Origin of the sequence: Synechococcus sp. WH 7805, assembly GCF_000153285.1 — a bacterium.
GTDB lineage: Bacteria > Cyanobacteriota > Cyanobacteriia > PCC-6307 > Cyanobiaceae > Synechococcus_C.
This window is the reverse complement of record NZ_CH724168.1, coordinates 369,445-392,533: the sequence shown is the minus strand read 5'-3', so window position 1 is coordinate 392,533 and position 23,089 is coordinate 369,445. Positions and strand designations below refer to the sequence as shown.

23 protein-coding genes are annotated in these 23,089 nt (G+C 55.9%); 12 read left to right on the top strand and 11 right to left on the bottom strand.

The window, feature by feature from the left end; genetic code table 11:
• Positions 1 to 79 precede the first annotated feature (79 nt).
• Positions 80 to 3,697, top strand: a complete 3,618-nt coding sequence (metH, locus tag WH7805_RS02310) for a methionine synthase (RefSeq protein WP_006041332.1) — start codon at positions 80 to 82, stop codon at positions 3,695 to 3,697.
• Positions 3,698 to 3,742: 45 nt separating this feature from the next.
• The gene (locus WH7805_RS02305; RefSeq protein WP_006041331.1) at positions 3,743 to 4,015 is read left to right on the top strand and encodes a DUF4090 family protein; all 273 of its coding nucleotides are present in this window, start codon (positions 3,743 to 3,745) and stop codon (positions 4,013 to 4,015) included.
• Between the two features lie 27 nt (positions 4,016 to 4,042).
• Here WH7805_RS02305 and WH7805_RS02300 read toward each other — a convergent pair whose 3' ends face one another.
• Positions 4,043 to 4,273, bottom strand: a complete 231-nt coding sequence (locus tag WH7805_RS02300) for a hypothetical protein (RefSeq protein WP_006041330.1) — start codon at positions 4,271 to 4,273, stop codon at positions 4,043 to 4,045.
• A gap of 111 nt (positions 4,274 to 4,384) precedes the next feature.
• On the opposite strand from WH7805_RS02300, the gene WH7805_RS02295 reads away from it, so the two are divergent.
• Positions 4,385 to 4,792 carry a DUF2237 family protein gene (locus WH7805_RS02295; RefSeq protein ID WP_006041329.1) on the top strand — a complete coding sequence of 136 codons (408 nt, stop codon included), beginning with the start codon at positions 4,385 to 4,387 and terminating at the stop codon, positions 4,790 to 4,792.
• Here WH7805_RS02295 and WH7805_RS02290 read toward each other — a convergent pair.
• Positions 4,774 to 5,502: an SDR family NAD(P)-dependent oxidoreductase gene (locus WH7805_RS02290; RefSeq protein WP_006041328.1), complete on the bottom strand. Its 729-nt coding sequence runs from the start codon at positions 5,500 to 5,502 to the stop codon at positions 4,774 to 4,776. The genes WH7805_RS02295 and WH7805_RS02290 overlap by 19 nt on opposite strands.
• Positions 5,503 to 5,526: 24 nt before the next feature.
• Between WH7805_RS02290 and WH7805_RS02285 the strand changes: the two genes are divergently transcribed.
• From WH7805_RS02285 to WH7805_RS02275, 3 genes are all read left to right on the top strand, one after another.
• Positions 5,527 to 6,426 (top strand): SpoIID/LytB domain-containing protein, encoded by a 900-nt coding sequence (locus WH7805_RS02285; protein WP_006041327.1) that lies wholly within the window; start codon positions 5,527 to 5,529, stop codon positions 6,424 to 6,426.
• Positions 6,416 to 7,312 carry a DUF4922 domain-containing protein gene (locus WH7805_RS02280; protein WP_006041326.1) on the top strand — a complete coding sequence of 299 codons (897 nt, stop codon included), beginning with the start codon at positions 6,416 to 6,418 and terminating at the stop codon, positions 7,310 to 7,312. Before WH7805_RS02285 ends, WH7805_RS02280 begins: the two co-directional genes overlap by 11 nt.
• A 109-nt stretch (positions 7,313 to 7,421) precedes the next feature.
• Positions 7,422 to 7,964, top strand: coding sequence for a sigma-70 family RNA polymerase sigma factor (locus tag WH7805_RS02275; RefSeq protein WP_232198922.1), 543 nt, complete (start codon positions 7,422 to 7,424; stop codon positions 7,962 to 7,964).
• Here WH7805_RS02275 and WH7805_RS14270 read toward each other — a convergent pair.
• The gene (locus WH7805_RS14270; RefSeq protein ID WP_006041324.1) at positions 7,946 to 8,107 is read right to left on the bottom strand and encodes a hypothetical protein; all 162 of its coding nucleotides are present in this window, start codon (positions 8,105 to 8,107) and stop codon (positions 7,946 to 7,948) included. The two genes, WH7805_RS02275 and WH7805_RS14270, sit on opposite strands and share 19 nt — an antisense overlap.
• A gap of 256 nt (positions 8,108 to 8,363) precedes the next feature.
• On the opposite strand from WH7805_RS14270, the gene WH7805_RS02265 reads away from it, so the two are divergent.
• The gene (locus WH7805_RS02265) at positions 8,364 to 9,899 is read left to right on the top strand and encodes a DUF3370 domain-containing protein (RefSeq protein WP_038004295.1); all 1,536 of its coding nucleotides are present in this window, start codon (positions 8,364 to 8,366) and stop codon (positions 9,897 to 9,899) included.
• A gap of 35 nt (positions 9,900 to 9,934) precedes the next feature.
• The gene (locus WH7805_RS02260; RefSeq protein ID WP_006041321.1) at positions 9,935 to 10,957 is read left to right on the top strand and encodes a hypothetical protein; all 1,023 of its coding nucleotides are present in this window, start codon (positions 9,935 to 9,937) and stop codon (positions 10,955 to 10,957) included.
• A 70-nt stretch (positions 10,958 to 11,027) separates the two neighbouring features.
• Here WH7805_RS02260 and WH7805_RS14885 read toward each other — a convergent pair whose 3' ends face one another.
• Together WH7805_RS14885 and WH7805_RS02255 are read right to left on the bottom strand one after the other, a co-directional pair.
• Entirely contained in the window at positions 11,028 to 11,216 is a 189-nt protein-coding gene (locus WH7805_RS14885) for a hypothetical protein (RefSeq protein ID WP_232198921.1), read from the bottom strand.
• 245 nt (positions 11,217 to 11,461) lie between these two features.
• Positions 11,462 to 11,956 carry an allophycocyanin subunit alpha-B gene (locus tag WH7805_RS02255; protein ID WP_006041320.1) on the bottom strand — a complete coding sequence of 165 codons (495 nt, stop codon included), beginning with the start codon at positions 11,954 to 11,956 and terminating at the stop codon, positions 11,462 to 11,464.
• A gap of 80 nt (positions 11,957 to 12,036) precedes the next feature.
• Between WH7805_RS02255 and rlmD the strand changes: the two genes are divergently transcribed.
• Entirely contained in the window at positions 12,037 to 13,437 is a 1,401-nt protein-coding gene (gene rlmD / locus WH7805_RS02250; RefSeq protein ID WP_006041319.1) for a 23S rRNA (uracil(1939)-C(5))-methyltransferase RlmD, read from the top strand.
• Here the strand turns inward: rlmD and pheT are convergent.
• Positions 13,406 to 15,862, bottom strand: a complete 2,457-nt coding sequence (gene pheT, locus WH7805_RS02245; protein ID WP_006041318.1) for a phenylalanine--tRNA ligase subunit beta — start codon at positions 15,860 to 15,862, stop codon at positions 13,406 to 13,408. The two genes, rlmD and pheT, sit on opposite strands and share 32 nt — an antisense overlap.
• Positions 15,863 to 15,989: 127 nt before the next feature.
• Here pheT and rpmG point away from each other — a divergent pair, with 127 nt between their 5' ends.
• The 3 genes from rpmG to WH7805_RS02230 all read left to right on the top strand — a co-directional run bounded on the left by rpmG (position 15,990) and on the right by WH7805_RS02230 (position 18,517).
• Positions 15,990 to 16,184, top strand: coding sequence for a 50S ribosomal protein L33 (rpmG, locus tag WH7805_RS02240; RefSeq protein WP_006041317.1), 195 nt, complete (start codon positions 15,990 to 15,992; stop codon positions 16,182 to 16,184).
• A gap of 50 nt (positions 16,185 to 16,234) precedes the next feature.
• On the top strand, positions 16,235 to 16,456 hold the full coding sequence (gene rpsR / locus WH7805_RS02235; protein WP_006041316.1) for a 30S ribosomal protein S18: 222 nt from the start codon (positions 16,235 to 16,237) through the stop codon (positions 16,454 to 16,456).
• A gap of 105 nt (positions 16,457 to 16,561) precedes the next feature.
• Positions 16,562 to 18,517 (top strand): ribonuclease catalytic domain-containing protein, encoded by a 1,956-nt coding sequence (locus WH7805_RS02230; RefSeq protein WP_006041315.1) that lies wholly within the window; start codon positions 16,562 to 16,564, stop codon positions 18,515 to 18,517.
• 8 nt (positions 18,518 to 18,525) lie between these two features.
• Here the strand turns inward: WH7805_RS02230 and WH7805_RS02225 are convergent, their stop codons facing one another.
• From WH7805_RS02225 to WH7805_RS02205, 5 genes are all read right to left on the bottom strand, one after another.
• The gene (locus tag WH7805_RS02225) at positions 18,526 to 18,888 is read right to left on the bottom strand and encodes a hypothetical protein (RefSeq protein ID WP_038004913.1); all 363 of its coding nucleotides are present in this window, start codon (positions 18,886 to 18,888) and stop codon (positions 18,526 to 18,528) included.
• A gap of 1 nt (position 18,889) precedes the next feature.
• A complete protein-coding gene (locus tag WH7805_RS02220) occupies positions 18,890 to 19,462 on the bottom strand; it encodes a CIA30 family protein (RefSeq protein WP_006041313.1) in 573 nt (190 codons plus the stop codon).
• Positions 19,459 to 20,175, bottom strand: coding sequence for a 6-phosphogluconolactonase (pgl, locus tag WH7805_RS02215; RefSeq protein WP_006041312.1), 717 nt, complete (start codon positions 20,173 to 20,175; stop codon positions 19,459 to 19,461). The genes WH7805_RS02220 and pgl overlap by 4 nt, the downstream gene beginning before the upstream one ends.
• A 10-nt stretch (positions 20,176 to 20,185) precedes the next feature.
• Entirely contained in the window at positions 20,186 to 21,604 is a 1,419-nt protein-coding gene (gene gndA / locus WH7805_RS02210) for an NADP-dependent phosphogluconate dehydrogenase (RefSeq protein WP_006041311.1), read from the bottom strand.
• A gap of 88 nt (positions 21,605 to 21,692) precedes the next feature.
• Complete coding sequence (locus WH7805_RS02205) at positions 21,693 to 22,988, bottom strand: glucose-1-phosphate adenylyltransferase (RefSeq protein ID WP_006041310.1); 1,296 nt, start codon at positions 22,986 to 22,988, stop codon at positions 21,693 to 21,695.
• Between the last annotated feature and the right edge of the window lie 101 nt (positions 22,989 to 23,089).

Genomic DNA, 23,089 nt, shown 5'->3' with positions numbered 1-23,089 from the left:
TTTCTCTCAGTGGCAGGAACGGGGGCTGACCGAGGAAGCGCGCTGCGGTTCTTAGGATGATCTCAACGGTTTTGGTGAGATGCAGGCAGTTCAGAGCAAACCCGGTACTGCAACCTCCCGCTTCCTACAGCGTCTTCACGATCCCTCCAAACCTGTTCTGGTGTTTGACGGTGCGACTGGGACATCGCTGCAGCAGATGGACCTAACCGCCGACGACTTCGGGGGGGAAGCCCTTGAAGGGTGCAATGAGAATCTTGTGATTACTCGTCCAGATGCGGTGCAGGCCGTTCACCGTCTGTTCCTCGACGCAGGATGCGACGTGATCGAGACAGACACGTTCGGGGCCGCCTCGGTGGTTCTCGCGGAATACGGACTGGAGAATCAAGCCTTTGAGCTGAATCGCCGTGCCGCGGAGCTGGCGCGTGAGATGGCGGATCAATACAGCAGCGAGAGAAAGCCCAGGTTCGTGGCCGGTTCGATGGGACCGACAACAAAGCTGCCGACCTTGGGGCACATCGACTTCGACACGCTGCGTGACTCGTTCAAGGAACAAGCCGCAGGATTGCTCGCCGGTGATGTGGATCTGTTCATCATTGAAACCTGTCAGGACGTTTTGCAGATCAAAGCGGCCCTGCAGGGGGTGGAAGCGGCCTTCCATGCCAGCGGCCAACGCCGCCCCCTGATGGTGTCGGTGACCATGGAGACCACCGGCACCATGCTGGTTGGTTCCGACATTGCAGCTGTGGTGTCGATTCTCGAGCCCTTCCCTATTGATGTTCTGGGTCTGAACTGCGCCACGGGCCCGGAGCAGATGAAAGAACACATCAAATACCTCTCGGAGTACTCACCCTTTGTGGTCAGTTGCATCCCCAATGCAGGGCTGCCCGAAAACATCGGTGGTGTGGCCCATTACCGGCTTACACCCCTGGAGCTGAAGATGCAGTTGATGCATTTCGTGGAAGACCTAGGGGTTCAAGTAATCGGTGGTTGTTGCGGCACAACGCCGGCTCATATCAAGGCACTATCTGAAATCTCGGAAGAACTCAAACCCGCACAGCGCGATGTGCGCACTCGTCATCTTGAACGTCAGCAACTGCGTTATGAACCGGCGGCGTCATCGATCTACGGAGCAACACCCTATTTCCAGGACAACTCCTTTCTGATCATCGGTGAGCGACTGAATGCGAGTGGTTCGAAGAAGGTCCGCGAACTCCTCAACGAAGAAGATTGGGATGGTCTCATTGCAGTAGCGCGTGGTCAGGTGAAAGAGAACGCCCATGTTCTTGATGTGAATGTGGACTACGTGGGACGGGACGGAGAGAAAGACATGCATGAGCTGGTGACGCGAGTTGTCACCAATGTGAATCTCCCACTCATGCTCGATTCAACCGAGTGGCAGAAGATGGAAGCTGGCTTGAAGGTGGCCGGTGGAAAATGCATTCTCAACTCAACAAATTACGAAGATGGCGATGAACGCTTCTTCAAGGTGCTCGAGCTGGCAAGGCGGTATGGAGCCGGTGTGGTAATCGGTACGATCGATGAAGACGGAATGGCTCGAACTGCTGAAAAGAAGGTTGCCATTGCCAAGCGTGCTTATCGCGATGCCGTTGAATTCGGAATCCCCGCAAGAGAGATTTTTTACGACCCTCTTGCACTCCCTATTTCAACCGGAATCGAGGAGGATCGTCGCAACGGTGCAGAGACCATCGCTGCAATACGTCGTATTCGTAGTGAACTTCCTGGAGTTCATGTCGTTCTCGGTGTCTCCAATGTGAGTTTCGGTCTGTCTCCAGCTGCCCGAATCACCCTCAATTCAGTGTTTCTTCACGACTGCTGTGAGGCGGGCATGGACGCTGCCATCGTTTCACCAGCGAAAATTCTCCCGCTTGTCAAAATTGACGCCGATCATCAGCAGGTGTGCCGCGATTTGATCAATGACACGCGTCGCTTTGACGGCGACGCCTGCATTTATGATCCGCTGACCAAGCTCACGACGTTGTTCGAAGGCGTCAGCGCAAAGGATGCAAGGGCCTCAGGCCCTTCACTTGCTGATCTCCCTGTTGAAGAAAGGCTCAAGCAACACATCATCGATGGAGAGAGGATTGGCCTCGAGGATGCGCTCAACGAAGGGCTCCAAACCTACCCACCTCTCGACATTGTGAACACGTTCTTGCTTGACGGCATGAAGGTGGTGGGAGAGCTCTTTGGCTCAGGCCAGATGCAACTTCCATTTGTACTGCAGTCTGCTGAAACGATGAAAGCTGCTGTTGCTTTCCTCGAGCCTCACATGGAAAAAAGTGAAGGCAAGCGCAGCGCTAAAGCGAAATTCTTAATCGCCACAGTCAAAGGAGATGTTCACGACATCGGCAAAAATCTTGTTGACATCATTCTTACGAATAACGGTTATGAGGTCATCAACTTAGGAATCAAGCAAGATGTTGGCGCGATTATTTCAGCTCAACAGAAGCATGGAGCTGACTGCATCGCAATGAGTGGTCTTCTTGTGAAATCTACTGCTTTCATGAAGGATAATTTGCAGGCCTTCAATGATGCTGGGATTGACGTCCCTGTGGTTTTAGGGGGTGCTGCCCTCACGCCACGGTTTGTCAATAAGGACTGCAGCGATGTTTACAACGGAAAAGTGATTTACGGGCGTGATGCATTCACTGATCTTCGTTTTATGGATGCCTTCGTGGATGCGCGCAAGCAGGGGCACTGGGACAATCTCAAGGGATTCCTCAACGGCACACCCGAGGGGATCAGCCTCGGAGGTGAGAACGAACCATCATCCGAGGAGAGTTCAAATGAAGGAGGCCCTGCATCAGCCAGTGAAGAAGCAGCCGCACTGTCAGTAACAGATGAACGTTCGGATGTCGTTCCTGAAGAACCTCCTTTGCGTCCTGAATTTCTTGGCTCCAAGGTGCTGCAGGGTGCTGAACAGATCCCTTTGAGGGAAGTCATTGCCTATCTCGATCGTCAAGCGCTGTTTGCCGGCCAATGGCAAATGCGTAAAGCCAAGGATCAGTCGAGGGAAGACTACGAAGCAGATCTGAAAGCAAAAGCTGAGCCAATCCTGCAGACCTGGCTGGAGCGATCGCTGAATGAGGATCTGTTGCAACCAGCTGTGGCCTACGGCTACTTCCCGTGTGGCCGTGACGGCAATGCCGTTGCTGTCTTTGATCCCGATTCAAACGATGAACTAGGGCGATTTGCGCTTCCTCGGCAGCGCAGCGGCAATCGCTACTGCATTGCAGATTTTTATCGCGATCTCTCCAGTGGGCACCCCACTGATGTGTTGCCAATGCAGGCCGTCACCATGGGCGAAAAGGCCTCCGTCTTCGCTCAGAAGCTTTTTGAAGCAGATTCCTACAGCGACTATCTGTTCTTCCATGGACTGGCTGTTCAGATGGCTGAGGCTTTGGCGGAGTGGACCCATGCCCGGATCCGTCGGGAATGTGGTTTCGCAGATCCCGATGGCATGCCTCTCAGGGATGTGTTGGCTCAGCGCTACCGCGGCAGCCGCTATTCCTTCGGCTATCCCGCCTGCCCGAATGTGGCCGATTCCCGCCAACAATTGCTCTGGCTTGGTGCTGAACGAATCGGCCTGAGCATGGACGAGAGCGATCAACTCCATCCCGAGCAGAGCACCACGGCTCTCGTGGCGCTCCATAGTGTTGCCAGGTATTTCAGCGCCTGAGGCTGCGGGTTGCTGCAGACTGCAGCGGCCCTTTTCCTTCAGACCATGGATCTCAGCGGGCCTGACGCCATCGACAAGGCCATAGATGCAGGGGTTGATCTCGATGGATCCCCTCTGCCTGATGCAATGCTCTCGCTCTACCGCGAGGTCATGACCCTCGAAGGTCAACGCAAGCGCAGCGGTGTTCGGAAGTCCATGCGCAATCGCGTCGTCCGGACAGGTGCCAAGCACTTCGACCAGGACACGCTCAACAAGCGCTTGCTCGAAGCGGGCTGGGAGGGTCTGAAGGCCAAGGAGATTGCCTTCTTCTTCGGCTGACCCGAACCGACAGCGTGGCTCTGCCGTTCAGTCTTGGCAGAGCTTTTCCATGGTGTCGATCACTTCCTGCTGAAAGGCATCGAGAGCATTCGACTCACTCAGATCAATTCCTTCACCTGCAGCGTTCTGGGCAAGGTCTTGAAAGTGAAAGGCACCCTCACCATTGGCCAAAAATTCAATCGCAGACGATTCCCCACTTTCGCGAAAGGCATCGCAGAGGGCGAGGAACGCCGCGTCTTCAGTGAACTCCCAATCCATCGAGGAGGCATAACTGAATGACCTTTAACGCCTCGCCCCCGGGATCCGTCAACCACTTGGTCGCGCAATGTGGCACTCCTTCGTCAGAATTGAGGGGCTTGAGGGGCCCAAATGACCAGCCTTAGCAATGCTCAAATCGAAGATCAGAGAACGGATCTCAACGTTCTTGGATCAGTGCTCGAGCTCTGCAGTTGTGAACCTTTAACTGGATGGTTCCGCGATGGTCATTGCAAGACCGATCCCTCAGACCACGGACAGCACACCGTGTGTTGTGTGATGACGGAAAGCTTTCTCAGCTACAGCAAAGCGCAGGGAAATGATCTGAGCACTCCGATGCCCGCCTACGGGTTTCCAGGGCTCAAACCTGGCGATCACTGGTGTGTCTGCGCACCACGCTGGAAACAAGCCATGGAGGACGGCATGGCACCCCCTGTGCGCCTTGAAGCGACCGAACAGGGATCTCTGGCAGTGATCCCGCTTGAAACCCTCCGTGAACACGCTCACCAGGGGATGGACTGACCATCCCAGGCCAGAAATGCACCGGATTGCGCAGGGGTCTGCTGGAGCAAGACATCCAATAGGTGACCCGCTGCCCGCTTCGGACTGAAGAGCTTCTCCGCCGGGACGAAGCTCTGAAAGGGTTTCGATAAAGCTGTATCGGTTGTTCCTGGATGCAGCAACGTCACCGTGGCTTCGGGAAAGCGGCGAGCCCACTCCACGCTGAGTGTCCGAAGCATCATGTTCTGGGCAGCCTTGGCGGCGCGATAGGCGTACCAACCACCACTGCGGTTGTCGCCGATGCTTCCGACCCTGGCACTGAGACTTGCGTAATGAAACGGTTGGTTGCGGCGCAGCGACGGCTCAATGGCCTTAGCCAGAAGCAATGGAGCGGCTGCGTTGATTTTGAAGGATTCGATCAGTGCGTCTGGCTGGACATGCTGAAGACGTTTCTCAGGCTGCAGAGAGGGACCGTGCAGGCGACCAGTGGCGTTGAAGACCAGTCGCAGGGGGGAGTGGTCATTCGAGAGCGTTTGGGTGAGCCAGGAGAGGCTCTCGGAATTCTCCAGGTCAAGAGGCCAGTCCGATGCATCTTTCGGTTGGCGTCGACAGAGCGTGACCGTTAAGTGGGGGCAGCGATCGGCCAGCTGGGACGCCAGCACTTCACCGATGCCACCGGCTCCCACAATCAGGGCGCGGCCCGACCAACTTTTTTGGCTTGATTCAGGCATGATTCAGCCGCCGCTATCGCGGATATGAAGTTCTCTCCTTCACTGTTACTGGCCACCTTCACCAGTGTCCTTGCACTGGTTCTCTGGTGGGTGTTTGCAAGCCGCTCCTCACTGCCGGACCCAACAGCCACCGAAACCTTGCTGCAAAGCTTGCTGGATGGTTCCGATGAGAAGGAGATCTCAAAACCGAGCGCTATCACTGTTCCGGCCAGTCCTGAAGCAGGCCGGTCAGCTGATCCTCAGGTCAAGGTTGCTCTCTTGAGTCAGTCGCCGCCCCGCAGCATCTCGCTTCAAAACGGAGCTCGTTGCCGTCGTGCTTCTGGGGAGGTGATCCCAAAAGGGACGCTGATGGAACTGTTGGCCGTCCAGAGGCAAGGTGTTATCAGCTGTGGCGGCGATCGCGGACGCGTTGGAGTGAATGACAGGTCCTATGAGGGAACCATCCATCTTTTGAACCGTGGAAAGGGATGGACTGCAATCAATCAGATCAGTCTTGAGCGTTACGTTGCCTCAGTGGTTGGTGCCGAAATGCCCTCGCACTGGAACAGTGAGGCGCTGAAGGCGCAGGCAGTGGCTGCACGCTCCTATGCCCTTGTGCATGTGATCCGTCCAGCAACAGCCGACTGGAATCTGGGGGATACAACGCGTTGGCAGGCCTACGCAGGCCTGACCAGTAAGACAGCATCCACTCGCCAGGCCACGACTGAGACCAGGGGGATCGTGCTCAGCTTTGAGGGGGGGCTTGTCGAATCCCTGTATGCAGCAACCCGTGAAATCTCAGCAGAAGCCCATGGCCACCTGGGCGCCAGCATGAGCCAGCATGGTGCACAGAGACTGGCAGAGGAGGGCTTGCAGTACAACGAAATCCTCGGCAAGTACTACGTCGGAGCATCACTGGCGAGGATCAGAACGGATGAGAAATGAACGTTTCTGGACATCAGCGCTGAGTCAATCCAGCAAGGCGCTGGAGAGTGGAGCTCTGATTCCTCTAACAACCTCCCGACTGCAATGTCCAGGCCCTGGTGGCGAACGATTCGAACTGCGTCGACTCAATGCGCAGCTTCCGAGACACCATCGACCAGAGGGACCCAAACCGAATCCATTCAGCCCATGGGATCGAGAACTCGAAATTGATGTGATCGGGACAGATCATGTGCTGATCCTCAACAAATACCCTGTTCAGACTGGGCACATGCTCCTGATCACTAGGCAATGGGCGCCGCAGGTGCATTGGCTGACCCAACCCGATTGGACTGCGCTTGTGGAGGTTGACCGTGACACAAGCGGATTGTGGTTCTTCAACAGTGGGCCGAAGGCTGGAGCAAGCCAACCGCACCGCCATCTGCAGTTGCTGCGACGCCAAAGCAGCGAAACAGCTTGCCCGCGCGAGAGCTGGTTTCGCCGCATCCTCGAAGGAGGTGACACAAAACGGCCATCAGAAAGTAGCGACCCGCTGATCGATAGTTGCGCCTTGGTGAAGCGTCCGAGCTGCTCAGACCCAGAGCAGGAGGCCCGTGCCTTGCATACCCTTTACCGCACCCTCGCCATGAGGTTGGCCCTTGGAGATGCCGATGCAGAGCGACCTCCACTCGCTCCCTACAACCTTCTGCTCACACCAGATTGGTTGGCCTTGATTCGGCGCAAGCAGGAGCGTGCATCAGGATTCAGCCTGAACGCTCTCGGTTTCGCCGGCTACCTACTGGCCACTGAGAACTCGGACTTGAGCTGGTTAGAGCACAACGGTGGTGAAGGCCTGCTCCAAGAGGTTGTGAGCGCGATCAGTGATGCCACGGATGACGGCAAGTCCTGAATGAGGACTGGATGAGATGAGTCCCTGCCAAGACAGGGGATCACGAAACCAGTCCATGCAGAAACAAACAACCCAGCGAAATCAAAGGGTGAAAGACCATTTGCAGCTGGTGACTCCGATCGCTAGGCACTACGCCCAACGTTGCGGAATCGATGCCGACGATCTGAGACAAGTAGGACTCATGGGTCTGCTCCGAGCGGCGGAGAACTTCAACACGGAACGCTGTACACCGTTCAAAGCATTCGCCAGACCGCATATCCGTGGAGCCATCCTCCATTACCTGAGAGACAACGCATCCGTCGTGCGCTTCCCAAGACGCCTGCAGTCAGACAAGGAGATGAACGAGTCTGGAAAACAGTGCCATGGACTCTTGCTGCGAAGGGTTTACTGCGGCGATGAGACCGTTGCAGACACCAAAAGCGAAACCATCGAGGAGATCGATCAGATGGAACGCTCAAGACTGATTCAAGAGGCTTTGAAGTCGTTGCGTAGCCCTGAACGATCGGCCATCCAGGAAGTTGTCCTCGATGGCAGAAGCCTCAGAGCCGCGGGGAGAGTGGCAGGGGTTAGCGCAATGACCATGCAGCGGCGCGTCAAGCGCGGGCTTTCGAGGCTTCGGTTGAAGCTCGAGCCTCAGCTTTGGGCCGACTGATCGCGTTCGATCTGCTGTTCAAGTGTTGAAATGGCAGCAGAAACCGCTGCAAGCTGGCGCTCAAGACCATCGCGCCAGAAGCGGAGCATGCGCAACTTCCGAGATTTCTGCTTGTGCTGCCACTCAGCATCGGCACAGGGCATGCAATCAAAAGGAGGGAACATGGATGAACTGCTGGTGACACCATCCTGCCGAGAGAAAATCCGAGTCGCGGGGTCGTAGGCGACTTGGCGGTTTTAGATCTGAGGCTTAAGTTTGGAGCTTGAGCCCTTGCGGGCGACCTTCCCGAGGATCCAGTCTCGCGTGTCTCACCGAATTCCACAACTGGTCCTAATTGGCGTCTCGGTTGGGATTGGCGCGGCTGTTGAAATACGCCCCGTTCAGGCGTTTGTGCCGCTGATGGCAGGCCAGCGAGCCAGACCATTGAATGGAACGTTCAATAATGTTCCGGTTCTGCATTCCAACCAGCCCGAGATTGTTAAGGGACCGGGAATTCTGGTCAATACAGCACCTGGACAAGCCATAGCTGCAGAAACGAATCGGCCGCTCCAGAACGCGACTTATACGTTCAATGGTGAATTTGGCCTGCATATGCACCATAAGTACTACCCGGAAGACTCCAACAAGTTGGGAGGACGTAGGGCCAGAGGACTTCTAACTGTGGCCGCAATAGCCATCAATCCTGGATCAACACCGATTACGCTTCGCTTTCAGCAGGGTTCAGTCAAAAACAGTTTTGAAGCCCCTTATCAAGCCAATAATCTGATGGGGGTAAAGCCTCTGGGTCGAAGGCCCTGGAACACAGGCCCAGGTGATGCAACGGCCGTGCAGATTCTCCGAGGTGAGCTCGATCGCCGACTTCCCGAATCAGTGGTGATTCCACCAAACAGCAAGAAGGTGATTGTGAGCAGCGTTCTCCCTGCTCGGGGAATCATGAACGGACTGCTTCACGGAAAAAGCGATGGACCCTTCCAGATGGCTGTAGTCGCAGCAGAAGAAACGAAAGATGAGAATGAATTGATTGCAGTTCTCAATCGTGGACGCCTCGCTCCCGGACGTATTTATCTCAATCGCCTGAGGGAGATTCAAGCAGGAACAGTCTTTTCTCGTGTTGCTGGCGTCGCTCTAGGTGATGAATACAAGGCATCCATCAGACACGACCTTGATCAAGGACCTTTGCATGTTCCGTTCACAAGTACCCGAAAGCATCACTTTGGAACTCGTGACATTCAAGTCAATCCATTAACCACCAAAATGGTGGATTCTGCAGTGAATAATGTCGGTACATACGGCGTTAGATTCGATATCGATTTGAATCTTTCTGGTGAAGGGACGCACGATTTAGTCCTCAGCCATCCTGTGGCATCAGGGCGTCCACCATTCACTGCGTTTCGAGGGTCGATCGGCATCAAAACTGACGAGGGGTATCAAGAAGTTCACGTTGGAATGCGCTCAGGACAGAGCCTTTCCATTGCCAAACTCAATCTCAAACGCAAGTCTCTAAACAAAGTCACAGTGAGTGTTGTGTATCCAGCGGATGCAACCCCTGGGCACCTGCTGAGCGTCGTTCCTGATACCCAGCTCGCCATGCTCAGACAACGGGAAGAAACGCAGGAAGCAGCTCGCAAGGCCCAGGCTGCTGCCAAAGAGCGCAAGATTCGTCCTGCGACACCACCACCGACAATCACAGCAAAACCGAAACCGACACCAACGACGACACCGGAACCCAAAACTGCCTCAAAGCAAAACACTCAGAAGCCCAACACGTTCACGCCGCCACCGCCACCCCCGCTCATCATTGCGCCTCGTGGAGGACTCAATCCGATGCCACCGGCGATGATCATGCCCCAACGCGTCAACAGCACCCTGGAACAGCGTTATCGCGAAGCGATCAAAGCCCAGCAGGAATGGCTGCGTCGTCTCCAGGGTCGATAGGCTTCCAGGCCTGAGGGCCAGATCGTTTCGTAGATATGCCAAGTAAACGGATCAGCCTCGAACTCCCTCAACATCTTGTTGACCGGCTCGATCAGCTGCGAAAGGAGTGGCATGCCCGATCAAGGGGGGCCTGCCTGGAGCGATTGCTGGAGGAGATTTTTGAATCCGAAAGTGAGACCACCTCGGCTGAACCCCAGTCCGATGGGGACTCAATCACGAGCAAGGTCATCAACTCGGAGAGCAGCGACCCTGTCTACGACGAAGACAGAGCCATTGTGCTGGTTGGTTCCCAGCGCAACAGATCCACAGAGGAGCGTGATGATGACATCGACGTCGAACCATCACCGTCGCGACGCACTGCAGGATCCAACGCAAGTGGGATCGATCTTCCAGGGTTTGTCAGAAAACGGACAGCCGCGATTCGATCCAGCCTGGATGTCACAGACACTCCTGTCGATGCCCCACTGGTGCCATCGATCAGCGAAATCCAGATCAAAGCTTGGTGTGATGCAGCACTCCAGCACTGGATGAACCTTTACGGCTCATCACCAGGTGAAACCGTGATGGAAGCTGTGATGCTTTGGATGGCCAGGGATATCTGGCCGCAGATTGATGGCAGCGAGGGACGAACCTTCACCTGGTCTCAGGTGAAGCATTCAATGGATCAGATCTGTGGAAGCTGGCCTGTGCAGACACCACGATTTGAACAGGTGATCGTTGCAGCAGCGGTGTTGGAAGATCCGTTTGCCACAGCAACGGTGACTGATCGGATCCCAACGTTGATTCGTCGGTTTGTGAACCGGTTCAAACGCAGCCGAAAGGTCACCTCCTTTGAGACTCTTGAATCCACCATGACGTTGCATGGCGCACTACGGCAACTTGAACTGCCAACCCAGGCCGGGCACTCGTTGACCTTGCGCACGATCCGCGATGCCTATAAACGCAAAGCTGTGGAGGTGCATCCTGACTCAGGTGGATCGACCGAAGCGATGCGTCGCTTGAATGAGGCCTATCAGATGCTGAAAGAGCTCTATCGCCAAAAAGATCAAACTGAATAACCGAACAACACCAACCAAGACGTGAGCAGGCAAGTCTCACACGGCACAGACGAGACACTAAATAAGTCTTTTAAAGCGTCTCATTTAGTTCTCCCGAGACATTCTTATTAACAATGTTTTTTTGTCTGTTTTTATCCATGCAGTGACGCACATAGCCGGCCTCCGATGCCGGATTGAGCGATTCGCCGAATAGCAAAGCCGCTGTTTGTCCAACCAGATCAACACCTCGTCCAACAGACAACCAAGCTTTCAAACCCATTGCAAACAGGAGTCCAATCACTTTGCGTACCTGCTGTAGACACAGTGACGCAGTCCTGATGGCCCAATCCAGCACTCCCTGCCGCGCTCACAGAGAAGTCTTGCAATACGCTTCTGAGACGCATGATGCGACGCGTGATGCGTCTCATATCAGACATACAATTTGGTTGATTGTGGTGTGTTCGTGTTGAACAATAAAAAAGGCCCTCGTTAGAGGACCTTGAGTCAACGGATGAAAGGAAGCAATCAGGTGCTGGTCTGCATGCCCTGAATCAGGAAATCGAAGTAGGGCCCTGCAAGCCTCTGTTGATCATCAGAGAGAAGAACCAAGGCAGCCTCACGCATTGCTCGCATGGCATCCACCATTCCTGGCATGGGAACGCCAAGGCTGTTGTACATCTCACGCGCACCAACCAAGCCGATCTGCTCGATCATCTCGGTACTACCAGCCAAAACACCGTACGTGACAAGGCGCAAATACCAGCTGTAATCCCTCAAGCATTGGGCACGCTGTTTTTGTCCGTAGGCGTTACCACCAGGAGCGACATACTCCGGACGAAGACTGAATAATTGGCGTGCGGACTCATCAACAATCTTCTTCTCGTTATCAGAGAGGATTCGCACCACTGAAAGGCGCACGGAGCCTTGGCTGAGAAACTCGACAATCGAATTCAGTTCACCGCTGCTGGGATAGCGCAGATCGTCATCCGCTTTGAGGATCAGATCCCTTACAACGCTCATGACGGCTGGCATGCTGGGAAAAGTTTAAAGCTCCTGAACCCCAGCCATGGATGTGAGGTGTGGGGTGTTACGCCTTTGCAATGACATCACGCGTTGATTCACCCAAGCCAGGCCTGACCATCTCGGTTCAGGGAGAGGATCTCGACCAGCAGGGACGGGGGATCGCACGCTGGAATGGCTGGGTGATCACGGTCCCGGAACTGATTCCCGGAGAGGACGCCAGCGTTCAGCTGCTGCAACGGCAGAGGCGGCTATGGCATGGCAAGAAGATCAAGAGCATCAAGCCCTCACCCGATGCCAGGCGACCACCATGCATCCTTGCGCATGCGTGCGGTGGATGCACGCTCCAGCACATCAGCGTGAATGCGCAGAACCAATGGAAACAGGAACACCTCAAAGCCACCCTGCTGCGGATCGGAGGTGTCACGACCTTGGCTGGGCCCTTGATCAGCCCCGAGGATGAATCCCTTGGGTATCGAAATCGAGCGCTGATTCCCATTCAACGCGGTGAAGGAGGACTTCGGCTCGGCTATTACCGCCGAGGAAGTCACCGCATCGTCAATCTCAATCATTGTCCGGTGCTCGACCCGCGACTGGACGCCTTGATCGAGCCCATCAAGAACGATCTGGCCTTGACCGACTGGCCGATGGATTCTGATTTGCGAGGTGAACCGGGTCTCCGACACCTCGGGCTGCGGATCGGCGTGCGAACCGGTCAGATTCTGATTTCACTCGTTGCGGCAACGGATCATCTTCCAGGGCTGGACCGACTCACTGCGGAGTGGATGCAGCGTTGGCCGCAGCTGAAGGGAGTCACCCTGAATGTGCAACCCAAGCGCAGTAACACCGTGATCGGCGAGCAGACCCTCTGCATTCAGGGCGATGACGTGATTGAAGAGAACTTCTGCGGCCTGTCGCTACAGCTCGGAACCACCACGTTCTTTCAGGTGAACACCACACGAGCAGAGCAGGTTGTCACGATGATTTGCGACTGGATCCATGCGTCAGCACCATCAGCCAACGTGATCGATGCGTACTGCGGCATCGGAACCATTGCCTTGCCGCTGGCAGCCTCAGGCTTGAACGTGGTCGGACTGGAAATCAATCGAGACTCCGTGATCCAGGCCCAAGAGAATGCGCAACGCAATGGGCTTGAAAAGGTTTGCTTTCTCGATGGCGACGTCGCTGAACATCTTGAGCAACTCCTGCCACACCACCAGGCTCTCGTCGTCGACCCTCCCCGCAAGGGGCTGGCACCGGCGGTGTTACAGATGATTCTTGCGATCCCTCCCGCTTTCCTGATCTACCTGAGCTGTGATCCCGCGACCCTGGCGAGGGATCTGCAACAACTTGCAGGACCTGATGGGCCTTATCGGATTGAACAGATCAAGCCTGTGGATTTCTTCCCCCAGACCTCCCATCTCGAGTGTCTGGTGATGATGATTCGCGTCAGCTCCGCAGTTCCACCTCGAACTGCTTGATCAGGGCCTGACGCACCTTCTCATGCACCGGCTGTATCTGATCATCGGTGAGAGTGCTGTCCTTGCCGCGGTAGCGCAGCCGGAACGCCTGACTGCAACGGTCGTCACCCAACTGCTTGGCCTCAAAGCGATCAATGAGTTCGACCGACTCCAGTAAGGGTTTGCCAGCCTTGCGGATGGCCTGCAACAGATCAGCGGACGGGAGGGATTTGGAAACCACCATTGCCAGATCTCGCTCCGACGCTGGAAGGGTGGAAAAAGGCTTGAACTGTGGGGTCCAGCGGTTGCTTCGGGTGGCGGCACTGAGAAGAAGTGCCATATCGAAATCAAAGAGGTAGGTCTCCGATGGCAACTCGAAGTGTTCGCAAAGCGATGGGTGCAGCTGCCCGAAACATCCCAGAGGTTTTCCTTCCACGACAACCGTGGCGGCACGGCCTGGATGGAGACGATCGTCGTCTACGAGACGACGATCCATGCTCTCAAGTCCCAGGGAGGCAAAGAGAGACGTGAGCAGCCCACGTGCTTCGTAGTAACTCAGAGGCGAAGGTTTGCCACTGTTGAGCCACCGGGAGAGCCGTCGCTCACCACAGATCACACCACCGAGGCGGGATGTCTGGCGAACCCCGCTGGCATCGGGGAAGAACACGTTGCCGATCTCAAACAGCCAACAACCGGGTTGGGACGATTGCAGATTGCGCTGGCAGATTTCCAGATGCTCCTGCCAGAGGGCCGTACGCAGGTGACTTGTTTCGGCGAGGAGGGGGTTGCTGATGGCAATCCTGGCCTCATCTGTGTCATCCGCTCGAGTCAGCGAGAGCGTTGTGACCTCCTGAAGGCCGAACGAACACAAACGCTGACGCAGGCGACGTTCAGCCTGTTGACCTAGAGAAAGCCGGCCTGGGCTTAGAGGATCGGGCAGGTGGGATTCAAAACGATCAAATCCAACAAGGCGGGCCACCTCTTCGATGAGGTCAACTTCACGCAGGAGGTCAAGGCGACGCGACGGAGGGACAACCACATCCCATCCGTCCTCTGTTGACGTCAGCGAGCAGCCAAGAGACTTCAGGCATACTTCAACTTGACCATCACTCAGATCCTGAGCCGCTGAATCAGGATCTGTAGGCGCCAGTGGTCCTAATAACTGATGCAGAGCGCTCCGACGTAGACCAACTACGGGCGCTGGACCTGGCTCGGACGCACACTGCCACGTGCGTCCGATTTCGGCTCCCAGTAACGATTCCAGGAGTGAAAGAGCGCGGCCGGCAGCCAACAGAGTGATTTCCCGTGGCACCCCTTTCTCATAACGACTGCTGGAATCAGTGCGTTGTCCCGTAGTTCGGCTACTGATGCGCACGGAGGACGGAGTGAAGAGAGCAGATTCCAACCAGATGCGCCGTGTTTGATCGGTGACCCCGCTCTCCTCACTGCCCATCACGCCAGCAATCGCAACAGCTCGATCGCAGCACGTCACCACCTGCACACGGGAATCCAGGGACAAATCCCGACCATCCAAACCACGGAACGCTTCTTTCTCGCGAGCCTGACGCAGGCCGAAATCGGATGCTGTGATGGGTTGTCCGCAGATGGACTCGAGAGCATCAGCGTCGAATGCATGCAGAGGCTGACCCTGTTCAAGCATCACCAGATTGCCGATATCCACTACCGCATTCACCGGCTTCACACCAGCGCGTTGAAGACGCTGCTGAATCCATTGAGGGGAGCAGCTTGAGCCATCGAGTTGCTTAACCTCAGTGACGGCATAAATGCCACCTGTTTGCATGGCTTCGGCCGATGGTGGGCTGGGATTCAGTGCATCAACTGTTGTGGGTGCTGATGTCTCAGGAAGAGACAGTGCAGCGCCTGTGAGGGCAGCGACTTCACGGGCGATGCCCGTCATTGACAGTCCATCGGGTCGATTCGCTGTGATGGCCAGTTCAAGAACGGTGTCGTCGAGCCCAAGCACTGGGGCGATCGATGCACCCGGTGCTGGAACCTCAGGGACGAGTTCCTCGAGGATGGCAATTCCGTCAACATCACTGGTTTGCCCAAGCTCTGCGAGGGAACAGATCATTCCCTGGCTGCTCACCCCTCTCAGCTCACCGGCCTTGATGGTCAGATTCACAGCCGGAAGGATGGCACCGACCATGGCCACCGGCACATGAATCCCTGCGCGCACATTGGAGGCCCCGCAAACGATCTGAAGTGGAGATTCAGCCCCCACGTCCACCGAACAAACACTCAACTTGTCGGCATTGGGATGTTTGTTCTTCTCCAGCACGTGACCGACAACCACGCCTTGCGCAAAGAGGCTGAGATCCTCAAGCTCCTCCACCTCAAATCCCGCCATGGACAGCCGATCCCCCAGCTCAAGGGCAGGTTCATTCACCTGAACCAGATCCTTCAGCCAGGAGAGGGAAACCCGCATGGGGAAACGTGTCGTCGGTGGGGGATCCTACGAACTCTTTCGTGCTGAGAAGGTGATCCATCAGTGAATGGCCGCCCTGTAGAGTTGTCGTTTGTCACTCGCTTCGCAAGCGCGGCGTAACGTCCTTATGGCCAAGAACAAGGGCGTCCGGATCGTTGTCACTCTTGAGTGCACCGAATGCCGGTCCAGCACCGAAAAACGTTCCCAGGGTGTGTCTCGATACACCACTGAAAAAAACCGTCGGAACACCACCGAGCGGTTGGAGATCAAGAAGTTTTGTCCTCATGACAACAAAATGACGATTCACAAAGAGATCAAGTGATCTTTCGAATCTGAAATTTCTGTACCAACTTCGCCTCCAAATCCATTCCAATGTCCAGCTCCTTTTTCAAGAAGCGTCTTTCACCGATCAAGCCCGGTGATCCCATCGATTACAAAGATGTGGATCTGCTCAAGAAATTCATCACAGAGCGCGGCAAGATTCTGCCCCGCCGTCTGACCGGTCTCACAGCAAAACAGCAACGTGACCTCACCAATGCAGTGAAACGTGCTCGCATCGTGGCTCTTCTGCCATTTGTGAATCCCGAGGGCTGATTTCTGGCGACCGCCAACTTCCAACCCGGTGACCTCGTCGGGATCAGCGAACTGAAATCTCCTCAACTCGCTGTTGTTCTCTCTGTACAGGGCAGCAAGCGTCGCTTGAGCGTGGGTTTCAAAGCCAAAGAGCAGCTGCTCCCGGCCCGACAGATCACTCTGATTGCCTCCAATGCTTCCTCCTCTGATGTGGCAGGAAGACTGGGGGCTTTTCCATGGGAATTCACCGAGAAAGACCTAGCACTCGCAAGTCTCAAGCGTCGCGACTGGGGCCAGGCATGGGTCTTACTTGCTGAATCAGGTGAGACTTCTGAGCTTGAGGAATTCGCTGATCTTGTTTACGGAACCAGTGATGCACTGCACTGCGCAGCAACCTGGTTAGCGCTAAAGGCTGAAGAGCAAGATTTATTTCGAATCAAGCAAGAGCGGATTTGCCCACGGTCGCTTCAAGAAATTCGAAACCGACGTCACGATCGCCGGCGACAACACCTTGCGCAGATCCGGTTCAAGCGCTGGATGGCCTTCCTCAGCAAACAGGGTGAAGGAGACAAGGAGCTGGATCCACTTCACAAGGAGTGGATTGAACAGCTCATCCGTTTCTCCGCTGGAAGCATCAACCTGGACGACCTGTCGACAGAGCTTCGTCAGTCTTTGACGAGTTTGCGCCTGGATCAGAACCGGGGGGACGTTCGCGAGCGCCTCGTGACCCTTGGCCAACTCGATCCTCACCAGCTCTCCTCGATCGCGGGAACGGCCTGGACCAACGGCTTCAGCGCCGAGCTCATCGCTGAAGCCGAGCGTGTGCTCAATGGCTGCCTGGACGATCACCCCGGGGATTCAGAGCGCATTGATCTGACCCATCAGACTTGCGTCACCATCGACGATGCCGAAACCAGGGATATTGACGATGCCCTGGGGCTTGAGCGACTGGCTGATGACCAACTCCGGATTTGGATTCACATCGCAGATCCTGGTCGTCTGATCACAACCGGCTCTCCTCTGGATCTCGAAGCTCGCCGCAGGGGGAGCAGTTTGTACCTGGCCAGGGGAATCTTGCCGATGTTCCCCTCGAACCTGTCAACCGAGGTGTTCAGCCTCAAAGCAGGTCAGCGAAACGCTGCCTGGAGCACTTGGGTGGATCTTGATCACACGGGAGACGTCAAAACGAGCGGGATGTGTCGTAGCTGGGTGACCCCTCGTTACCGACTCACCTACGAGGATGCAGACGAATTGATTGATTTCGCGCCACCGGAAGAAGCCGATCTCTCCAATCTTCATGCACTGCTGGCCACCAGACGTCGTTGGCGCCTCGAACGCGGAGCGTTGTTGATGGATCTACCGGAAGGTCGGATTCGCTGTCGCGATGGGCAGCCAACCGTTGAAATCACCGAGCCCAGCCCGTCCCGAGAGATGGTCGCCGAAGCCATGATTCTTTGCGGCACCGTTGCCGCCACAAAGGGCATTGAGAATGCATTGGCGCTCCCTTTCCGAAGTCAGCTGCCTGCAGAGCTTCCATCGGCGGCTCAACTCGAGGAACTTGCTGACGGTGCCGTTCGGTTCGCCGCCATCAAGCGCTGCCTCAGTCGTGGATTGATGGGAACCACACCGGCAGCTCATTTCAGCCTTGGTGTTCCTGCCTATACCCAGGCCACATCACCGATCAGACGCTATGGCGATCTGGTGGTGCAGCGGCAGTTCGCCGCCATGCTCTCACCAGATGGACATGACGACCCTCTGGATACGGAGTCATTGCAGACTCTTCTCCAACAGATAGAAACAGCGGTTCGCGAGGGAATCGCCGTGACCCGCGAAGATCAACGACACTGGCAACAGGTTTGGTTCGAGCATCACTCCAGTGAGCGCTGGCCGGTTGATTTTCTGCGCTGGTTGCGTCCCCAGGATCGTTTGGGACTGGTGCGTATCGAAGACCTGGCTCTTGATATCGCTGCAAGCTGTCCGACTGGCTGTGAACCCGGTGATGCGTTGGTGCTGAAGGTGGCAGGAGTTGATTCCATCCGCGATCAGTTGCATCTGGTCGCGGACGTCAACGGGACTGTCTGAACACAGAATCAGGCCAGCAAGGCCCGGAGACGTCGTGCCAATGCCTCGAGAGGAGCACCATCAGTCGGGGCTGAGCACCGTTCACCGGTCTCCCCGTTCATCCAGACCGGGTGCTGTCCGTGCCAAAGGATCGGTCGTGCGGGCTGATCGAACCAAGAAAGGGTGAGATTGAGATCGGACCCGCTGCGGTAAAGCTCAAGCTCGAGATCATTGTCCACGAGACGAATCCCATGGGCATCGCGGCATTCGATCCTGCCGCAGTAATCCTCAATGGTTGCACTGTCCGCTGAAACAACAGCATGAAGCAACGGCTTGCGACAGAGATCAGCCGCTGCTGCGATCAGTGTTTCAAGCGGCGCACAGGACACGATCTCAGAAGGCTTCAATCGAACGGATCAAGAGCTGGATGGATCCAGATCGGTAGCCGGGGTTGGCCTCGCCGTCGTCACCGAATCGGGAATGGAGCAGCTGAAGGCGCGTGATGCAGGAAGAATCAAACCGGAGTGGCAATTTGATAGGGCTTGCCCTCACCACAGGCTTGAGCTGAGCAAAGGGAATCTCCACCACGGTTAGTCCATTCGGCTGGGTCGGCACGGTGGACACCCATCGCAACCCGCCAGGAATGAGCTCAGTCAAACCAAGAACACCATCGCGGCAGGCCACCGCAAACTTGAAACTCCGCCCCTGACCATCCAGGGACAGGCGAAGACCGCGGTAAGCCGTCAGATCCAACGGCGGCTTGAAGACCGGAGAACGGCAACTGACGAATCCACCGCCTTCGCTCACCACGTCGCCTTCCAGCAGCAGTCCGTCATCGGTGATTCGACAGCCGGCTCGGCTTGAGCCACCCATGATCGTGTCGTTCAAACTGGACCAAGCGTTAAAGGCCGCCCCAGATGCAATCACTCGAATCTGGGGAGCGGGCTGGGGCGGTGGGGTTGTCAAAGACCTTGAGATGCAGCCTGATCAGCGAGCACAAGAATCTCTGTGCTCGGAGACACCAGTTTGGCAGGAGTCCGTTCGGCAGATTCCGAAGGATCAATCAGGCGAGACAGTGCCTGATGTTTGCCTTCTCCACTGACGAGGAACAGAACTTGTCTTGCTGCACTCAACACCGGCGCAGTGAGTGTGATCCGATCGAGTCCCTTGCCTCGACCGATCGTGGTCCATTGATCAAGCACCTTCGGCGCTTCCGTCCCTGGAAACAGCGAAGCGGTGTGGCCGTCATCACCAAGTCCGAGAAGCATGAGATCAAACACCGGCGGATCTCCCGCACAGACCTTGGTCACCAAGGAAGCAAAAGCCTCCGCACTGGCTTCTGCCGTGGGCAGCTCCACGGTGGGTACTGGATGAAAGCAGGCGCGTGAACCCGGGTAACCAGCTTTCAGAAGCGTGTTGCGCAACATCCGAGCATTGCTGGATTCATCATCAGCGGCGACCCAGCGTTCATCTCCAAGAAAAACATCCACACGGTCCCACGGCAGATGCGCTTGACCAAGAATGTCGTAAGCACGTGCTGGAGTGCTGCCGCCAGAAAGAGCAATCTGAGCACGATCGCGCTGATCCAGAGCCAAATCGATGGCAGCACCAATGTGCTCAGCGGCGCTGCGGGCCAGATCCTGAGGATCTGAAGCCCGCTCGATGCGATAAGAGTTCATCAGTCTGCGTTCAGTTCAACCACTCAGTGTGGAAGACTCCGTCCTTATCAACACGCGCATAGGTGTGGGAGCCAAAGCAATCGCGCATGGCTTGCACCAGGTTCTGAGGCAAACGGGAGGTGCGGTAGCTGTTGATGTAATCGAGAGTGCTGCTTAGGCAGGGAACGGGTATACCAGCTTCGGCAGCACCGGCCACCACCTTGGCCAGCCCAGGCAGTCGGCGGTTGACCTGGTCCGCGAACCAAGGATCGATCAGCAGGTTGGCCAACTGAGGATCAGCATTGAATGCATCCTGAATGCGTTTCAGCAGCCGGGAACGAATGATGCAGCCACCCTTCCAGATCTGAGCGATCGCAGGCATGTGCAGGTTGTAGTTGTGCTCAGCAGAGGCAATGCGCATCAGCTCCATCCCCTGGGCGTAGCTGGCCATGCAGGCCAGAACCATCGCATCCATCAGTGGAGCCATGCCATCGGCGGGGGTGCCCATGTCGAAGGGCTTGATCGCTGGGCCCTTGAGAATCGGCTCTGCCTTGATCCGCTGTTCCTTCATGGAACTCATCACCCTTCCGTTCAAGGAGGCGTAGATGGTGGGAACGGAAGCACCCATTTGGAGAGCACTCACCACGGTCCATAGACCTGTTCCCTTCTGCCCGGCCTTGTCCTGGATTTTCTCAACCAGATCAGATCCGTCATCAGGATCTTTCGTGCGCAGACACACCTCGGTGATCTCAACGAGATAAGAGCACAGCTCTTCAGTGCTGTTCCAGTGCGCGAACACATCGGCCATCTGGGTGCCGTTCATGCCTCCCACGCGCTTCATGAGGTCGTAGCCCTCAGCGAGAATCTGCTCGATTCCGTATTCGATGCCGTTATGAACGGTTTTGACGAAGTGACCTGAGCCACCGGGACCGATGTAAGTCACGCAGGGGCCGTCTTCCACCTGTGCGGCCATTTTTTGAACCAGGCTTTCAATGGCGTCGTAGGACGCTTTGGTGCCTCCAGGCATCATGCTTGGCCCTTCAAGAGCACCCTTGGCGCCACCCGAAACGCCCATACCGATGAAACCGAAACTCTTGCTCTCCAGCTCAGCAACACGACGCTCGGTGTCGTGATACTCAGAATTTCCACCGTCGATGAGGAGATCTCCCTCTTCGAGATATGGAGAGATCTGCTCAATCACCGCATCAACCGGACCACCCGCCTTCACCATCATCAGGATGCGACGAGGACGCTCCAGTTTGCTGACAAAGTCCTGCAGGTCTGTAGCACCTTGAATGTTCTTGCCGGCACCACGGCCTGACAGGAACTCCTCGGTTTTGGAGTAGGTGCGGTTGTAGACAACGCTTGAGAAACCGTTGCTCTCGGCATTGAGGACGAGGTTTTCACCCATCACACCGAGACCGATCAGACCGAAGTGTGCCTTGGACATGGTCAGATCAAACCATTCACTGGCGTCAGTGTGACCATGCCACCGGGGTTCGGCTGCAACCTGGACAACCTCTGTCAGGAATGAGTGATCAGATCACCGTTCCATCTGGAATGGACGCGTTCTTCACTACCACGACAATGCCGTTTCGAATGTAGAAACCATGCTCAGGGCGATCCGCCTCTTCGACGTGATCCTTGTTGACGATGGTGACGTTGCTACCGATGCGCGCGTTCTTGTCGAGAATCGCCCGTTTCACGGTTGTTCCCTTTCCGACACCCAGCGGGATGCCCCCCCGTTCCTTCAGTACAGCCCGTTCGCTGGAAGACTCGAAGAAATCTGATCCCATCAGCAAGGAATCCTGTAAGACCACGTCGTCCTCAACGCGGCTTCTTACACCGAGTACAGAGTGGTGGATGCTGCAGGATTTGAGAATGGACCCTTCACCGATGATTGAATCTGTGATCTGAGAGTCCACCAGTTTGCTGGGTGGCAGGTAGCGCGGTCGTGTGTAAATCGGAAACTCAGCGTCGTAAAAACTGAACGGCGGAGTTGGTTGCTGCGTTAAGGCCAGGTTGGCTTCGTAGAACGCGCCGATTGTGCCGATGTCTTCCCAATAATCATCAAAGACGTAGCTCTTAAGACGATCGCCACGTGCTAGTGCTTCAGGGATAATTTCTTTGCCGAAATCCTTGTGCGTTGGATTCTGGTGAAGCAGATCAAACAAGGTATCGCGGCTGAAGACGTAAATCCCCATCGAGGCAAGGTAGGGGCGCTCCTTCGCTGAATCGGCACTCAGTCCGAATCTGGAGGTATCGACGGCCATTTCCAGGAGGGAATCACCTTTGGGCTTCTCTCTGAATTCCAAGATGCGACCATCCTGATCGGTGCGCATCAGACCGAAGGCTTCAGCTTGCTTGGCGTCAACGGGGAGAGCCGCAACGGTCAGGTCCGCTCCGGTACTGCGGTGATGATTGATGAACAGGCTGTAGTCCATTCGATACAGCTGATCACCCGAGAGAATCAGATATTCATCAACGTCCCACTCCTGAAACAACCACTGGTATTTGCGAACAGCATCAGCTGTTCCTTCAAACCAGGAAGGACTTTCGGGAGTCTGCTGAGCAGCCAGCACCTCCACGAAACCCTGACCGAAGCCGGCTGACAGGTTGTAGGTCTGACTGAGGTGCCTGTTGAGAGAGGCGCTGTTGAATTGCGTCAACACATACATCTTGTTGATGTTTGAGTTGATGCAATTACTGATTGGAATATCAATCAGTCGGTATTTACCGGCGAGTGGCACTGCAGGCTTCGCCCGCATTTTTGTGAGGGGATAGAGGCGCGTACCAGCGCCTCCCCCGAGAATGATGGCCAGAACGCGCTTCATGCCGCCCCCGCAGATCGGCGTTGCGGTGCAAACTTACCGGACTTTTCGCTCTCTCAACCGGGGAAAGGGGAAGATCCACCAAGATTGGTGCGAATCACTTC